This window comes from Pseudomonas sp. B21-021, assembly GCF_024749205.1.
Lineage (GTDB): Bacteria > Pseudomonadota > Gammaproteobacteria > Pseudomonadales > Pseudomonadaceae > Aquipseudomonas > Aquipseudomonas paraglycinae.
The window spans coordinates 4,547,532-4,563,584 of record NZ_CP087192.1 but is presented as its reverse complement, the minus strand read 5'-3'; the positions used below and the strand labels follow the sequence as shown (position 1 = coordinate 4,563,584).

Genomic DNA, 16,053 nt, shown 5'->3' with positions numbered 1-16,053 from the left:
CGGCGGTTTTTGCCGAACGGCCTAAATTTCCCGCCCCGGCTCACGTCCCATCGTTGAACTGTCGACGATTATCGTGAGCCCGACCCATGTCCAATCTGAATGACCTGACTGCCTTGGCCCTGCCTTCGGGCAGCCAACTGGTAGCCGATGCCACCGAAAGCCGTCTGAGCCTGAGCCTGGACGGGCAACCTCTGATTCGCCTGCGCCTCGATCGTGAAGGCCAGGGGCCGATCCAGATCGATGAACGCTATGCACTGCCGCCGGGCCAGGCGCTGTGGGCGGCCTGTTATTGGCTGTTTGCCCGGGATCCGGCGCGTCAGCAATTGATCTGGCAACTCGATCAGGCGCCGACCGAAGCCTTGCTCAGCGGTTTGCTGGTGGGCACCGAAGTGGCGGGCGAATATCGCTGTGAGCGCACGCTGTTCTGGCAACTGCCGCAACCGTGGCTTGGCACCTCACTGACCGGCAGTTATCCGCAGCAGATGGTCATCAGCAACGGCAAGCGCCATCCGCTGCGACCGGTGAAACCGCGTGGTGAGGTTTATCGGCGTTTCGATGCGCGCCTCGGTGCCTGGATTTCCCTGCGAACGGTGGAGATCGAGCAGGATCTGGCGCGTTTCAATCGCTGGCAGAACAGCCCGCGCGTCGCCAGTTTCTGGCAGGAAGAGGGCAGCCTCGAACAGCATCGCGAATACCTGAGCAAGCTCGACGCCGATCCGCACACGCTGACCCTGATCGGTTGTTTCGATGATCAGCCGTTTGCCTATTTCGAAGCCTATTGGGCCAAGGAAGATCGCATCGCGCCGTTCTACGATGCCGACAATTACGATCGCGGCATTCACATGCTGGTCGGAGAAGAAGACCATCGCGGCCCGCACAAGGTGGCGAGCTGGCTATCGGCGCTGGTGCATTACCTGTTTCTGGATGATCCACGCACTCAGCGCGTCGTTGCCGAACCGCGCGCCGACAACGCGAAGATGATCGGCCACATGCACAACCAGTGTTTCCACTGCGAGAAAGAATTCGACTTCCCGCACAAGCGCGCGGCGCTGATGATCCTCGGACGCGAGCGCTTCTTCGACCGGTGCACGCTGGTATGACATTTCGCTGAAAACAAAAAAGATCGCAGCCCTTCAACGAAGGCTGCGATCTTTTTTTGCGGCCGTTTTTTATCAGCGACGGTTTGCGGACACCGCATCGGCACGGCTGCCGGATACCTTGCGGCAGTGCACCAGCGCATCGCGAATCATGAAGTTGACCAGGGTCGGCGAAACGCCGAGTTCCTTGGCGATGTCCTTCTGCGGCACGCCGTGCAGACGGTACATCTCGAACGCATAGCGGGTGCGGACCGGCAGCTCGGTCAGCGCGTCGGCGATGTGTTCCAGGGTCGAGAAATTGATGTGCGAGGTTTCCGGCGAAGCGCCCTGAATGACCACGTTCAACCCTTCCTCCTCGGGGCCGGCGTACTTCTGCTCCAGCGCCTGTTTGCGGTAGTGATCGATCGCCAGGTTGCGCACGATCTGGAACAGATAACTCAGCTGGGCCTTGATCGACGACGTGATCGGCGGGGCCGATTGCAGTCGGAAGAACGCATCCTGCACCACATCTTCGGCGCGTGACCGGCAGCCGGTAATGCGGGCTGCAATCTTGACCAGAATCAGTCGATTGTCGACGAATGCCTGAAGTAGCGGTGAATCGCACCTGCTTGTGGATACTTGTTCCGTCATGGAAATCACCTTGCTGCCAATAGGTTAGTGGGACGCCTGGGGGACGGGGCCGTCCTACACATCGAGCGACAAATTATGTTGAATGATAATGATTGTCAATTGAGAAAGAGAACTAATGATCCATAACAGTGCGATCTGAGAACTGCGACACGCCGCCGCACTCGCCCAAGCGCCCAGCCCCGTTGGCGATCCAGCCTGCCGACTAATTATTTCAAGACGTCATCCGTTCTCATTGGTGAATGGATCCGGGTAATGCAGCCCGGACCTACCGCATTCCAATGCCTTGCACGGTCGGCGAAGACCGTGTCCCGCATGCCTTGCACGGGCATGCCGCAGCCAACCCGATTCCACCAGCAAGCCGAATTCAGGCAGGAAACCTCATGACCGACGCGTTCGAACTCCCCAGCACCCTGGTCCAAGCCCTCCAGCGCCGCGCGGCCCTGACGCCGGATCGGCTGGCCTTGCGCTTTCTCGCGGAAACCGAGGAGCAGGCTGTGGTGCTCAGTTATCGCGAACTCGATCAGCGCGCGCGCACCATCGCGGCAGCGTTGCAGGCCGAGGCCGGATTCGGTGATCGCGCGGTATTGCTGTTTCCGAGCGGCCCGGATTACGTCGCGGCGTTCTTTGGTTGCCTGTACGCGGGCGTGATCGCGGTGCCGGCTTATCCGCCGGAATCGGCCAAGCGTCACCATCAGGAACGCCTGCTGTCGATCATCGCCGACGCCGAACCGCGCTTGCTGCTGACCAGCGCCGACCTGCGCGACGCCCTGCAGCAAATCGAAGGCGCGCCGCCGCTGTTGTGCGTCGATACCCTCGACGCTGCACTGGCCGAACGCTGGGTCGAACCGACCTTGCCCCAAGATCACATCGCCTTCCTGCAATACACCTCCGGCTCGACCGCGCTGCCCAAGGGCGTGCAAGTCAGCCACGGCAATCTGGTGGCCAACGAACTGTTGATCCGCCATGGCTTCGGCATCGACGTGAACCCGGACGACGTGATTGTCAGCTGGCTGCCGCTGTACCACGACATGGGCCTGATCGGCGGTCTGCTGCAACCGATCTTCAGCGGCGTGCCGTGCATCCTGATGTCGCCGGCGTACTTCCTCGGCCGGCCGTTGCGCTGGCTCGAAGCGATCAGCCAATACGGCGGCACCATCAGCGGCGGTCCGGACTTCGCTTATCGTCTGTGCAGCGAGCGTGTCAGCGAATCGGCGCTGGAACGTCTCGACCTGAGCCGCTGGCGTGTGGCCTATTCCGGCTCCGAGCCGATCCGTCTCGACACCCTCGAGCGCTTCGCCGAGAAATTCACCGCGTGCGGTTTCAGCGAAAGCAGTTTCATGGCGTCCTATGGTCTGGCCGAGGCGACCCTGTTCGTCGCCGGCACACCACGCGGCACAGGGATTCCTGCACTGCGCGTTGACGATCAAGCCTTGGCACAGAACCGTGCCGAAGCGGGCGAGGGCAGCCCGATCATGAGTTGTGGTATCAGCCAGCCCGACCATGCGGTGCTGATTGTCGAGCCGAACACGCTCGAAGAACTGGCCGACAATGCCGTCGGTGAAGTCTGGGCTACCGGCCCGAGCATCGCCCTCGGCTACTGGCGCAACCCCGAGGCCAGCGCCAAGACCTTCGTCCAGCACGCCGGCCAGACCTGGCTGCGCACCGGTGACCTGGGTTTCATCCGCGAAGGTGAACTTTTCATCACCGGTCGCCTGAAAGACATGCTAATCGTGCGCGGTCACAATCTCTACCCGCAGGATCTCGAGAAAACGGTCGAGAACGAAGTTGAGGTGGTGCGCAAGGGCCGCGTCGCCGCGTTCTCGGTCAATCAGAATGGCGAAGAAGGTATCGGCATCGCGGCGGAAATCAGCCGCAGCGTGCAGAAAATCCTGCCGCCTGAAGCGCTGATCAAAGCCATTCGCCAAGCCGTGGCCGAGGCGTATCAGGAAGCGCCGAGCGTGGTGGTGTTGCTGAACCCGGGTGCGCTGCCGAAGACCTCCAGCGGCAAGCTGCAACGTTCGGCCTGCCGCAATCGCCTGGCCGACGGCAGCCTCGACAGCTACGCGGTATTCCCGTCGGCCACGGCTGAAGCCAGCGAGTCGACCGCGTCCGCCTCCGAACTGGAAGCGTTGATCGGCAAAATCTGGGCCGAGCAACTCAACGTCAAACAGGTCAACGCCGACGATCATTTCTTCCTGCTCGGCGGCAACTCGATCGCCGCCGCCCAAGTGATCGCCAAGGTCCGCGAAGAACTGAGCCTGGAGTTGAACCTGCGTCTGCTGTTCGAAGCGCCGACCCTGTCCGCATTCGCCGCCGCCGTGGCACAGCAGCAACAGGACGGCGGCAGCGCCCAGGGCGAAATCACCGCCCTGTCGCGCAACGAAGCACTGCCGCAATCCCTGGCGCAAAACCGATTGTGGATCACCTGGCAACTCGATCCGCACAGCAGCGCCTACAACATCCCTGGTGCCCTGCGCCTGCGCGGCGAACTGGACGAAGACGCCCTGCGCGCCAGTTTCCAGCAACTGATCGAGCGCCATGAATCCCTGCGCACGCGCTTCTTTGAACGCGACGGCGTGGCTCTGCAACAGGTCGAGGCAGCTGGGGAGTTCAACCTGCAACTGATCGACATCAGCGACCTGCCGGCCAGCGAGCGTGAAGCCCGCGCACAACAGATCCGCAAGGACGAAGCCCGCACCCAGTTCGATCTGGAGAAAGGTCCGCTGCTGTGGGTGACGCTGGTCCGCCTCGACGACGAAGATCACCAGTTGCTGGTGACCCTGCACCATATCATCGCCGACGGCTGGTCGCTGAACGTTTTGATCGACGAGTTTTCGCGCCTGTACGCCGCCGCTTCCCAAAGCCAGCGCGCGGAACTGGCGCCGCTGCCAACCCAATACGCCGACTACGGCAGCTGGCAGCGCCAATGGCTGGCGCAAGGCGAGGGCGAGCGGCAACTGGCGTACTGGAAAGCGCAGTTGGGTGACGAGCATCCGACCCTGGAACTGGCGACTGACCATCCACGTTCTGCCAAACAAATTCACAGTGCCGCACGCCACAGCGTTCGTCTGGGGATCAGCCTCAGCGACGCCATTCGCCAGACGGCACAGGCTTATCAATCCACCCCGTTCATGCTGCTGCTCTCGGCGTTCCAGAGCCTGTTGCATCGCTACAGCGGCCAGCGCGACATTCGCATCGGTGTGCCGAACGCCAACCGTCCGCGCCTGGAAACCCAGGGCCTGATCGGCTTTTTCATCAACACCCAGGTGCTGCGTGCCGACGTCGATTCGCGTCTGCCATTCACCGAACTGCTGGCGCAAACCCGCCAAGCGGCACTCGGTGCCCAGGCGAATCAGGATCTGCCATTCGAACAACTGCTCGAAGCCTTCCCGCAGGCCCGCGAACAAGGTCTGTTCCAGGTCATGTTCAACCACCAGCAGCGTGACTTGAGCGCACTCAAGCGTCTGCCGGGGCTGCTGGCCGAAGAACTACCGTGGCACAGCCGTGAGGCCAAGTTCGATCTGCAACTGCACAGTGAAGAAGACCGCAACGGTCGCCTGACGCTGTCCTTCGACTACGCCGATGAGTTGTTCGACGCCGCGACTATCGAGCGCCTCGCCGAGCATTTCAGCAACCTGCTGCGAGCAGTTTGCGAACGTCCGGAACAAACTATCGGCGATCTGCAATTGCTGACCGCCGCCGAAAATACTCAGCAAAGCGAATGGAGCATCGCCCCGTGCACCCCGGCGCAACAATGGCTGCCGGAATTGCTCAACGAACAGGCCCGTCAGATCCCGGATCGCACCGCACTGGTGTGGGACGGCGGCAGCCTCGATTTCGCCGAACTGCACACCCAGGCCAACCGTTTGGCCCATTACCTGCGCGACAAAGGCGTCGGCCCGGACGTCTGCGTGGCCATCGCCGCCGAGCGTTCGCCGCAACTGCTGATCGGCCTGCTGGCGATCATCAAGGCCGGTGGCGCCTACGTGCCGCTGGACCCGGATTACCCGGCCGAGCGTCTGGCCTACATGCTCAATGACAGCGGCGTCGAACTGCTGCTGACCCAGACCACATTGCTCGACCGCTTGCCGGCCAGCGAAGGCGTCAGCGTGATCGCCATGGACACCCTGCACCTGGAGAACTGGCCGAGCCAGGCACCGGGTCTGCATCTGCACGGCGACAACTTCGCCTACGTGATTTACACCTCCGGCTCCACCGGCCAGCCGAAAGGCGTGGGCAACACTCACGCGGCGCTGGCCGAACGTCTGCAATGGATGCAGAACTCTTATCGCCTGAACGACACCGACGTGCTGATGCAAAAGGCGCCGATCAGTTTCGACGTGTCGGTGTGGGAATGCTTCTGGCCGCTGATCACCGGTGCGCGTCTGCTGATCGCCGGCCCCGGTGAACACCGCGATCCGCATCGCATCGCGCAGCTTGTTCAAGAATATGGCGTGACCACGCTGCACTTCGTGCCGCCGCTGCTTTCGCTGTTTATCGACGAACCGTTGAGCACCGAATGCACCAGCCTGCGTCGCGTGTTCTCCGGTGGTGAGGCGCTGCCGGCGGAACTGCGCAACCGCGTGCTGGCGCAACTGCCGGCGGTGCAGCTGCACAACCGCTATGGCCCTACCGAAACCGCGATCAACGTCACCCACTGGCATTGCAGCGTGGCGGATGGCGAGCGTTCGCCGATTGGCCGTCCGCTGGGCAACGTGGTCTGCCGCGTGCTCGATAGCGATCTCAATCCTGTACCGGCCGGTGTGCCAGGTGAACTGTGCATCAGCGGTATCGGCCTGGCCCGTGGTTACCTCGGCCGGCCGGCGCTGACCGCCGAGCGTTTCGTGGTTGATCCGCTGGGCGAGCAGGGCGCGCGTCTGTACCGCACCGGTGACCGCGCACGCTGGACGAATGATGGCGTGATCGAATACCTCGGCCGTCTCGATCAGCAGGTCAAACTGCGCGGCTTCCGCGTCGAGCCGGAAGAAATCGAAGCCCGTCTGCTGGCTCAGGACGGCGTGGCGCAGGCCGCCGTGCTGGTGCGCGAAACCGTCGCCGGCGCGCAACTGATCGGCTACTTCACCGCCACCGACGCCAATGAAGATCAGGACGCGCAAATCGCGCGCCTGAAAACCGCACTGGCTGCCGAGCTGCCGGAATACATGGTCCCGGCGCAACTGATGCGCCTGGACGCAATGCCCCTGAGCCCGAGCGGCAAACTCGACCGCCGCGCCTTGCCCGAGCCGCAATGGCAGGTGCGCGAACACGTCGAGCCGTTCACCGAGCTGGAGCAGCAGATTGCCGCGATCTGGCGCGAAGTGCTCGGCCTGAAACAGGTCGGCCTGCGCGACGACTTCTTCGCCCTCGGCGGTCACTCGCTGCTGGCCACGCAAATCATTTCCCGTACCCGGCAGGCCTGCGACGTCGAGCTGCCGTTGCGTGCCTTGTTCGAACACAGCGAGCTCGGTGATTTTGCCGAGCAGATCCGCCAGATCCAGGCCAGCGGCCGTACCAACAAACAGCCGCCGATCGACAAGGTTGATCGCAGCAAACCGGTGCCGCTGTCCTATTCCCAACAGCGCATGTGGTTCCTCTGGCAAATGGAGCCGGACAGCCCGGCGTACAACGTCGGCGGCATGGCGCGCCTGCGTGGCGTGCTGGATGTCGGGCGTTTCGAGGCGGCGCTGCAAGCGCTGATCATGCGCCACGAAACCCTGCGTACCACGTTCCCGAGCATCGATGGCGTGGCCCGTCAGCAGGTGCATGCCGAGACCGACGTGCGCATGGACTGGAAGGATTTCTCGAAACTCGCCGCCGATGTGCGCGAGCAGAAAGTCCAGCAACTGGCCGACGACGAAGCACACCTGCCGTTCGATCTGGAAACCGGCCCGCTGCTGCGCGCCTGTCTGGTCAAGACTGCCGAGCAAGAGCATTACTTCGTCCTGACCCTGCACCACATCGTCACCGAAGGCTGGGCGATGGACATTTTCGCCCGCGAACTCAGCGCACTGTACGAAGCGTTCGTCGACGATCGCGAATCGCCGCTGGAACCGTTGCCGGTGCAGTACCTCGACTACAGCGTGTGGCAGCGCAACTGGCTGGAGTCCGGCGAGCGTCAGCGTCAGCTCGACTACTGGACCGCGCAACTGGGCCGCGAACACCCGCTGTTGGAACTGCCGGGCGACCGGCCGCGTCCGCCGGTGCAAAGTCATCAGGGTGAGCTGTTCCGTTTCGACCTCAGCGATGATCTCGCCGCGCGGGTTCGCGCCTTCAATGCGCAGAACGGTCTGACCCTGTTCATGACCATGACCGCTGCCCTTGCGACCCTGCTTTACCGCTACAGCGGCCAGACCGATCTGCGCATCGGCGCGCCAGTGGCCAACCGTATCCGCCCGGAAAGCGAAGGCCTGATCGGTGCGTTCCTCAACACCCAGGTGCTGCGTTGCCAGCTCGACGGCCAGATGTCGGTCGGCGAATTGTTCGAGCACGTGCGCCACACCGTGATCGAAGGCCAGTCCCATCAGGACCTGCCGTTCGACCATCTGGTGGAGGCGTTGCAGCCACCGCGCAGCGCCGCGTACAACCCGCTGTTCCAGGTGATGTGCAACGTGCAGCGCTGGGAATTCCAGCAGAGCCGCATGCTCGCCGGCATGACCGTCGAGTACCTGGCCAACGATGCGCGGGCGACCAAGTTCGACCTCAACCTGGAAGTCACCGATCTCGACCATCGCCTCGGCTGCTGCCTGACTTACAGCACCGACTTGTTCGATGAACCGACCATCGCGCGCATGGCCAAGCACTGGCGCAACCTGCTGGAAGCGCTGATCGCCGACCCGCAACAACGCCTCAGCGAACTGCCGCTGCTCGATGCGCCTGAGCAACAGCAATTGCTCGACAGCCTTGGCGTCGAGCCGGGTGAACGTCGTCTCGACCAGTGCATTCATCACCTGTTCGCCGAGCAGGCGCTGGCGCGCAAAGATGCGCCGGCCCTGACTTTCGCCGGGCAGACCCTGAGCTACGCCGAACTCGACGCCCGCGCCAACCGTCTGGCCTGGGCTCTGCGTGAACGCGGTGTCGGCCCGCAAGTGCGGGTCGGCCTGGCGCTGGAGCGTTCGCTGGAAATGGTCGTCGGCCTGCTGGCGATCCTCAAGGCCGGTGGCGCCTATGTGCCGCTGGATCCGGAATACCCGCTCGACCGTCTGCATTACATGATCGAAGACAGCGGCGTCGGCCTGCTGCTCAGCGACCGCGCGATGTTCAAGGCCCTCGGCGAACTGCCGTCGAACGTGGCGCGCTGGTGCCTGGAGGATGACAGCGCCGCGCTGGCCGATTACCCGGCAACCGAGCTGCCATTTATCAGCCTGCCGCAGCATCAGGCGTACCTGATCTACACCTCGGGCTCCACCGGCAAGCCGAAAGGCGTGGTGGTGTCCCACGGTGAAATCGCCATGCATTGCCAGGCGGTGATCGAGCGCTTCGGCATGCGTTCGGACGACTGCGAACTGCACTTCTATTCGATCAACTTCGACGCCGCCACCGAGCGTCTGCTGGTGCCACTGCTGAGCGGTGCGCAGGTGGTGCTGCGTGCGCAGGGTCAGTGGGACGCGGAAGAAATCTGCGGGCTGATCCGCGAACATCGGATCAATATTCTCGGCTTCACCCCGAGCTACGGCAGCCAGTTGGCGCAGTTCCTCGCGACGCAAAACGACATCCTGCCGGTGCGCATGATCATTACCGGCGGCGAAGCGCTGACTGGCGAACACCTGCAACGGATTCGCGCGGCGTTCAAACCGAGCCTGTTCTTCAACGCCTACGGCCCGACCGAAACCGTGGTCATGCCGCTGGCCAGTCTGGCGCCGGAAGTATTGGAAGAGGGCGCCGGCAGTGTGCCGATCGGCAGCGTGATCGGTGATCGCGTGGCCTACATTCTCGACGCCGATCTGGCGCTGGTGCCGCAAGGCGCGACCGGTGAGTTGTTCGTCGGCGGCGCCGGTCTGGCGGTGGGGTATCACGAGCGTGCGGGCATCACTGCCGAACGTTTCGTCGCTGACCCGTTTGCCGTCGATGGCGGGCGCATGTACCGCACCGGCGACCTGGTGCGCCAGCGCGCCGACGGCTTGGTGGAGTACCTGGGGCGGATCGACCATCAGGTGAAGATTCGTGGTTTCCGGATCGAACTGGGCGAGATCGAAACCCGCCTGCTCGATCACGATTCGATCCGCGAAGCGGTGGTGCTGGCGCTGGATGCGCCGAGCGGCAAGCAACTGGTCGGCTATCTCGTGACCGAGGTCGCTTCGCGAAGCGAAGCCGAGCAGGCCGAACTGCGCGATGCGCTGAAGGCGCACCTGAAGACGCAACTGCCGGACTACATGGTGCCGACCCATCTGATTCTGCTGGCGAGCATGCCGCTGACCGCCAACGGCAAACTCGACCGCCGCGCGTTGCCGGCACCGGATCCGGAGCTCAATCGTCAGGATTACGTGGCGCCGAGCAACGAGCTGGAGCAGACCCTGGCGCAGATCTGGTGCGAGGTGCTCAACGTCGAGCAGGTCGGTCTCAACGACAACTTCTTCGAGCTGGGTGGCGACTCGATCCTGTCGATTCAAGTGGTCAGCCGTGCGCGTCAGCAGGGCATTCACTTCAGCCCGCGTGATCTGTTCCAGCATCAGACCGTACAGACCCTGGCGGCTGTCGCCAGTCGCAGTGAGACCGTGACCGCCGAGCAAGGTCTGGTGACGGGCGAATCGCGTCTGACCCCGATCCAGCACTGGTTCTTCGACACCGAGATTCCCGAGCGTCAGCACTGGAACCAGGCGTTGCTGCTGGAGCCGACTGTTGCACTGGAACCGCATCGTCTGGAGCAAGCGCTGTTGGCGATGATTGAGCAGCATGACGCCCTGCGTCTGCGCTTCACCGAGGTCAACGGCGCATGGCAAGCGACCCATCAACCGGTGACCGATGCTGCCGTGCTGTGGCAGGTTCGCGTGCCGTCGATGGACAAATGCGCCGCGCTGTTCGCCGATGCCCAGCGCAGCCTCGACCTTGCCCAAGGCCCGCTGTTGCGTGCAGTTTTGGTCGATGGGCCGGACGCTCGGCAACGGCTGTTCATCGCGATCCATCACCTGGTGGTCGACGGTGTGTCGTGGCGCGTTCTGCTCGACGATCTGCAAACCGTGTATCGCCAGCTCGACGCCGATCGGTCGGTGAAACTGCCGGCCAAAACCAGTGCCTTCAAGGACTGGGCGGCGCGCTTGCAGGCTTACGCCGGCAGCGAATCCCTGCGTGAAGAACTGAGTTGGTGGCAAGCGCAACTGGCCGGCCCGAATGCCGATTTGCCGTGCGAACGTCCTGAGGGCGGTCGCGAGAATCGTCATGCGCAAACCGTCAGCGTGCGACTGGATGCCGAACGCACCAAGCAACTGCTGCAACAGGCACCGAGCGCCTATCGCACGCAGGTCAACGATCTGCTGCTGACTGCGCTGGCCCGCGTGCTGTGCCGCTGGAGTGGTCAGCCCTCGGCGTTGATTCAACTGGAAGGCCACGGCCGCGAAACCCTGTTCGACGAGATCGACCTGACCCGCACCGTCGGCTGGTTCACCAGCGCCTATCCGCTGCGCCTGACCCCGCACAACATCGAAGAGGCCGCCGGGCAGGGCGCTTCGATCAAGGCGATCAAGGAACAACTGCGCGCCGTTCCGCACAAAGGCCTCGGTTATGGCGTGCTGCGCTACCTGGCCGATGACGCCAGCCGTCAGAGCATGGCGGTGTTGCCGAGCGCGCCGATCACCTTCAACTATCTCGGCCAGTTCGACCAGAGCTTCGGCAGCGATGCGCTGTTCCGTCCGCTGGATGAATCGGTTGGTGCCGCCCACGATCCGCACGCACCACTGCCGAACGAGTTGAGCGTCGACAGTCAGGTGTACGGCGGGGAACTGCTGCTGCGCTGGACCTTCAGCGCCGAACGCTACGACGCGCAGACCATCAACGAGCTGGCCGATGCCTACGTCGGCGAGTTGCAGAGCCTGATCGAACATTGCCTGCAGGACGAGGCCGGTGGCCTGACGCCGTCGGACTTCCCGCTGGCGAAACTGACCCAGGCGCAACTTGACGCATTGCCGGTGCCGGCGGCGCACATCGAAGACGTGTACCCGCTGACGCCGATGCAGGAAGGCATGCTGCTGCACACCTTGCTCGAACCGGGCACCGGTCTGTATTACATGCAGGATCGCTATCGCATCAACAGCGAACTCGACCCCGAGCGTTTCGCCCAGGCGTGGCAAGCGGTGGTCGCCCGTCATGAAGCGTTGCGTGCGTCGTTCTGCTGGAACGTCGGCGAAGACATGCTGCAAGTGATTCATACGCCGGGTCGCACGCCGATCGAGTACCTGGACTGGAGCGCCATCGCTGACGCCGAGCAGGAACCGAAACTGCAAGCGCTGCTCAAGGCCGAGCGCGAGGCCGGTTTCGATCTGCTCAATCAGGCACCGTTCCACCTGCGTCTGATCAAGGTCGGCGCGGCGCGCTACTGGTTCATGATGAGCAACCACCACATCCTGATCGATGCCTGGTGCCGTTCGCTGCTGATGAACGATTTCTTCGAGATCTACACCGCCCTCGGCGAAGGTCGCGATGCGCAACTGGCAGTGCCGCCGCGCTACCGCGATTACATCGGCTGGCTGCAACGTCAGAGCCTGGCCGAAGCGCGTCAGTGGTGGCAGCAGAACCTGCAAGGCTTCGAGCGCACCACGCCGATCCCGAGCGACCGTCCGTTCCTGCGTGAACACGCCGGCGAAAGCGGCGGCATGATCGTCGGCGACCGCTACACCCGACTGAATGTCGAGGACGGCGCTCGTCTGCGCGAACTGGCCCAGGCCCATCAACTGACCATCAACACCTTCGCCCAGGCGGCGTGGGCACTGGTGCTGCGCCGCATGAGCGGTGATCGCGACGTGCTGTTCGGCGTGACCGTGGCCGGGCGTCCGGTGGAAATGCCGGAGATGCAGCGCACCGTCGGCCTGTTCATCAACAGCATCGCGCTGCGGGTGCAGATTCCGGCGGACGATCAGCGCGCCAGCGTGCGTCAGTGGCTAAGCGGTCTGCTCGACAGCAACATGCAACTGCGCGAGTACGAATACCTGCCGCTGGTGAACATCCAGGAACAAAGCGAACTGCCGAAAGGCCAGCCGCTGTTCGACAGCCTGTTCGTGTTCGAAAACGCCCCAGTGGAAGTCTCGGTGCTGGACCGTGCGCAGAGCCTCAACGCGACCTCGGATTCGGGCCGTACCCACACCAACTTCCCGTTGACGGCGGTTTGCTATCCGGGCGACGACCTCGGTCTGCACCTGTCTTACGACCAGCGTTACTTCGACGAGTCGACCATCGAGCGCATGCTCGGCGAGTTCAAGCGTCTGTTGCTGGCGTTGGTCGACGGCTTCCATGGCGACATGGCCGACCTGCCGCTGCTTGGCCAAGAGGAACAGGACTTCCTGCTCCACGGCTGCAACCAGAGTGAGCACGACTATCCGCTGGAACAGAGCTACGTCGAGCTGTTCGAAGCGCAGGTCGCACAACATCCGCAACGCATTGCCGCCAGTTGCCTTGATCAGCAGCTGAGCTATGCCGAGCTGAACCAGAACGCCAACCGTCTCGGTCATGCACTGGTCGCGGCCGGGGTGCAGATGGATCAACCGGTGGCGCTGTTGGGCGAACGTAATCTGGATCTGCTGGGCATGATCATCGGCAGCTTCAAGGCCGGTGCCGGTTACCTGCCACTGGATCCGGGCCTGCCGAGCCAGCGTTTGCAACGGATCATCGAGCTCAGCCGCACGCCGGTGCTGGTGTGCACCGAGGCTTGCCGTGAACAGGCGACGACCTTGCTGGATGAGTTCAGCTGTGCCAACCGTCCGCGCTTGCTGGTGTGGGAAGAGGTTCAGGCCGGCGCGATGTCGTCGGCGAATCCGGGAATCTTCAGCGGCCCGGACAATCTGGCCTACGTGATCTACACCTCGGGCTCCACCGGGTTGCCGAAAGGCGTGATGGTCGAGCAGCGCGGCATGCTCAACAACCAGTTGAGCAAGGTGCCGTACCTGAACCTGAGCGACGCCGATGTGATCGCCCAGACCGCTTCGCAAAGCTTCGACATTTCGGTCTGGCAGTTCCTCGCCGCGCCGCTGTTCGGGGCGCGAGTGGACATCGTGCCGAACACCATCGCCCACGATCCGCAAGGTTTGCTGGTGCATGTGCAGCAGCAGGGCATCACCGTGCTGGAAAGCGTGCCGTCGCTGATCCAGGGCATGCTCGCTTCGGATCGTTTGAGCCTCGACGGTCTGCGCTGGATGCTGCCGACCGGTGAAGCAATGCCGCCGGAACTGGCGCACCAGTGGCTGCTGCGTTATCCGGAGATCGGTCTGGTCAACGCCTATGGCCCGGCGGAATGCTCGGACGACGTGGCGTTCTTCCGCGTCGACCTGGCCTCGACTCGCGGCAGTTACCTGCCGATCGGTACGCCGACCGACAACAACTTGCTGTACTTGCTCGATGGCGCGCTGGATCTGGTGCCGTTGGGTGCGGTGGGCGAGTTGTGCGTGGCGGGCACCGGGGTCGGTCGCGGGTATGTCAGCGATCCGTTGCGCACCGCGCCGGTGTTCGTGCCGAATCCGTTCGGTGCGCCGGGCGAGCGTCTGTATCGCACCGGTGACCTGGCGCGCCGTCGCAGTGACGGGGTGCTGGAGTACGTCGGCCGGGTCGACCATCAGGTGAAGATCCGCGGTTACCGGATCGAGCTGGGTGAAATCGAGGCGCGTCTGCACGAGCAACCGGAAGTCCGTGACGGGGCGGTCGGCGTGCAGGAAGGCGTCAACGGCAAGCATCTGGTCGGCTACCTGGTGGCCGCAGATTCCGCACTGAATCAGAGCGAACGCCTGGAGCGGATCAAGCAGCGCCTGCGCGCCGAACTGCCGGAATACATGGTGCCGCTGCACTGGTTGTGGCTTGACCGGTTGCCGCTCAACGCCAACGGCAAACTCGACCGCAAGGCCTTGCCGGTGCTGGAGATCGGCCAGTTGCAGAGCCAGGATTACCTGGCGCCGCGCAGCGAGCTGGAGCAGACCCTGGCCGATATCTGGGCCGAGGTACTGAAGGTCGAGAAGGTCGGGGTACGCGACAACTTCTTCGAACTCGGCGGCCACTCGCTGCTTGCCACGCAAATCGCCTCGCGGGTGCAGAAAGCTCTGCAACGGGACGTGCCGCTGCGGGCGATGTTCGAGTGCAGCACGGTGGAGGAACTGGCCGGGTACATCGAAGGGCTGGCGGCCAGCGACATTACCGAGGAAAAGGTTGATCGGTTGAATGACCTGATGGCAGAGCTGGAGGGGTTGTAGTCTTCAGCGTCTGTGATCTCAACATCGATCAACCGGCACATGGATGTACGTTTGTATAGTTGACGATCCCGAACCGGCAGCCCAGTCTGCCGGTTCTCTTTTTTGTCGCGGGGGTGATCGATGGCTTTCTTCGAAGTTGACGGACAGGCGCTTCACTACATTGATCAAGGCACAGGCCCGGCGGTGTTGCTGGCTGGCAGCTACCTGTGGGATCAGGCCATGTGGGCACCGCAGATCGCAGCGCTATCGGCGCACTATCGGGTGATTGCACTGGATCTGTGGGGGCACGGCGAATCCGGTCGCTTGCCTGAAGGCACCGCTTCGCTGGACGACATCGCCCGTCAGGCACTGGCCTTGCTCGATCATCTGGACATTGACCGGGTGACGCTGGTCGGGTTGTCGGTCGGCGGCATGTGGGGCGTGCGTCTGGCGTTGTCGGCGCCGCAGCGGCTCAACGGTCTGGTGCTGATGGACACTTACGTCGGCGTCGAGCCGGAACCGACCCGCCAGTACTATTTCTCGCTGTTCAAACAGATCGAGGAAAGCGGTGGGATCTCCGAACAACTGCTGGATATCGTGGTGCCGATCTTCTTTCGCCCGGGCATCGATCGAGAGTCGGCGCTGTATCAGGACTTCCGCGCAAAACTGGCCGGGTATTCGGCTGACCGCCTGCGTGACAGCATCGTGCCGATGGGGCGGATCACCTTTGGCCGTGACGATCTGTTGCCGCGCCTGGGCGAGTTGAATGCGGCCACCACGCTGGTGGTCTGCGGCGATCAGGACAAGCCACGCCCGCCGTCGGAAGCACGGGAAATGGCTGAGCTGATTGGTTGTCCGTGTGTGCTGGTGCCGGAGGCGGGGCATATCTCCAATCTGGAGAATCCAACCTTCGTGACCGACACGCTGCTGAAGTTTCTGGCTGAGCTGAAGTAACGAAAAAGCCCACG

Annotated in this window: 4 protein-coding genes; 3 read left to right on the top strand and 1 reads right to left on the bottom strand. The window is 63.2% G+C overall.

Annotation, left to right across the window (positions count from 1 at the left end; genetic code table 11):
- The first annotated feature begins 86 nt into the window (after positions 1–86).
- Positions 87–1,100: a GNAT family N-acetyltransferase gene (locus LOY31_RS20355; protein WP_102686439.1), complete on the top strand. Its 1,014-nt coding sequence runs from the start codon at positions 87–89 to the stop codon at positions 1,098–1,100.
- 72 nt (positions 1,101–1,172) lie between these two features.
- Here the strand turns inward: LOY31_RS20355 and LOY31_RS20350 are convergent, their stop codons facing one another.
- Entirely contained in the window at positions 1,173–1,727 is a 555-nt protein-coding gene (locus LOY31_RS20350) for an RNA polymerase factor sigma-70 (RefSeq protein ID WP_007955779.1), read from the bottom strand.
- Positions 1,728–2,107: 380 nt separating this feature from the next.
- On the opposite strand from LOY31_RS20350, the gene LOY31_RS20345 reads away from it, so the two are divergent.
- Positions 2,108–15,106, top strand: coding sequence for a non-ribosomal peptide synthetase (locus LOY31_RS20345; protein WP_258712143.1), 12,999 nt, complete (start codon positions 2,108–2,110; stop codon positions 15,104–15,106).
- A gap of 120 nt (positions 15,107–15,226) precedes the next feature.
- A complete protein-coding gene (locus LOY31_RS20340) occupies positions 15,227–16,039 on the top strand; it encodes an alpha/beta fold hydrolase (protein ID WP_085607093.1) in 813 nt (270 codons plus the stop codon).
- Positions 16,040–16,053: the final 14 nt, after the last annotated feature.

What these genes read in the sequence shown, in the direction of transcription:
- LOY31_RS20345 (WP_258712143.1), top strand. Translation starts at nt 2,108, where the DNA reads ATGACCGACGCGTTCGAACTCCCCAGCACCCTGGTCCAAGCCCTCCAG.
- LOY31_RS20350 (WP_007955779.1), bottom strand. Translation starts at nt 1,727, where the DNA reads ATGACGGAACAAGTATCCACAAGCAGGTGCGATTCACCGCTACTTCAG.
- LOY31_RS20340 (WP_085607093.1), top strand. Translation starts at nt 15,227, where the DNA reads ATGGCTTTCTTCGAAGTTGACGGACAGGCGCTTCACTACATTGATCAA.
- LOY31_RS20355 (WP_102686439.1), top strand. Translation starts at nt 87, where the DNA reads ATGTCCAATCTGAATGACCTGACTGCCTTGGCCCTGCCTTCGGGCAGC.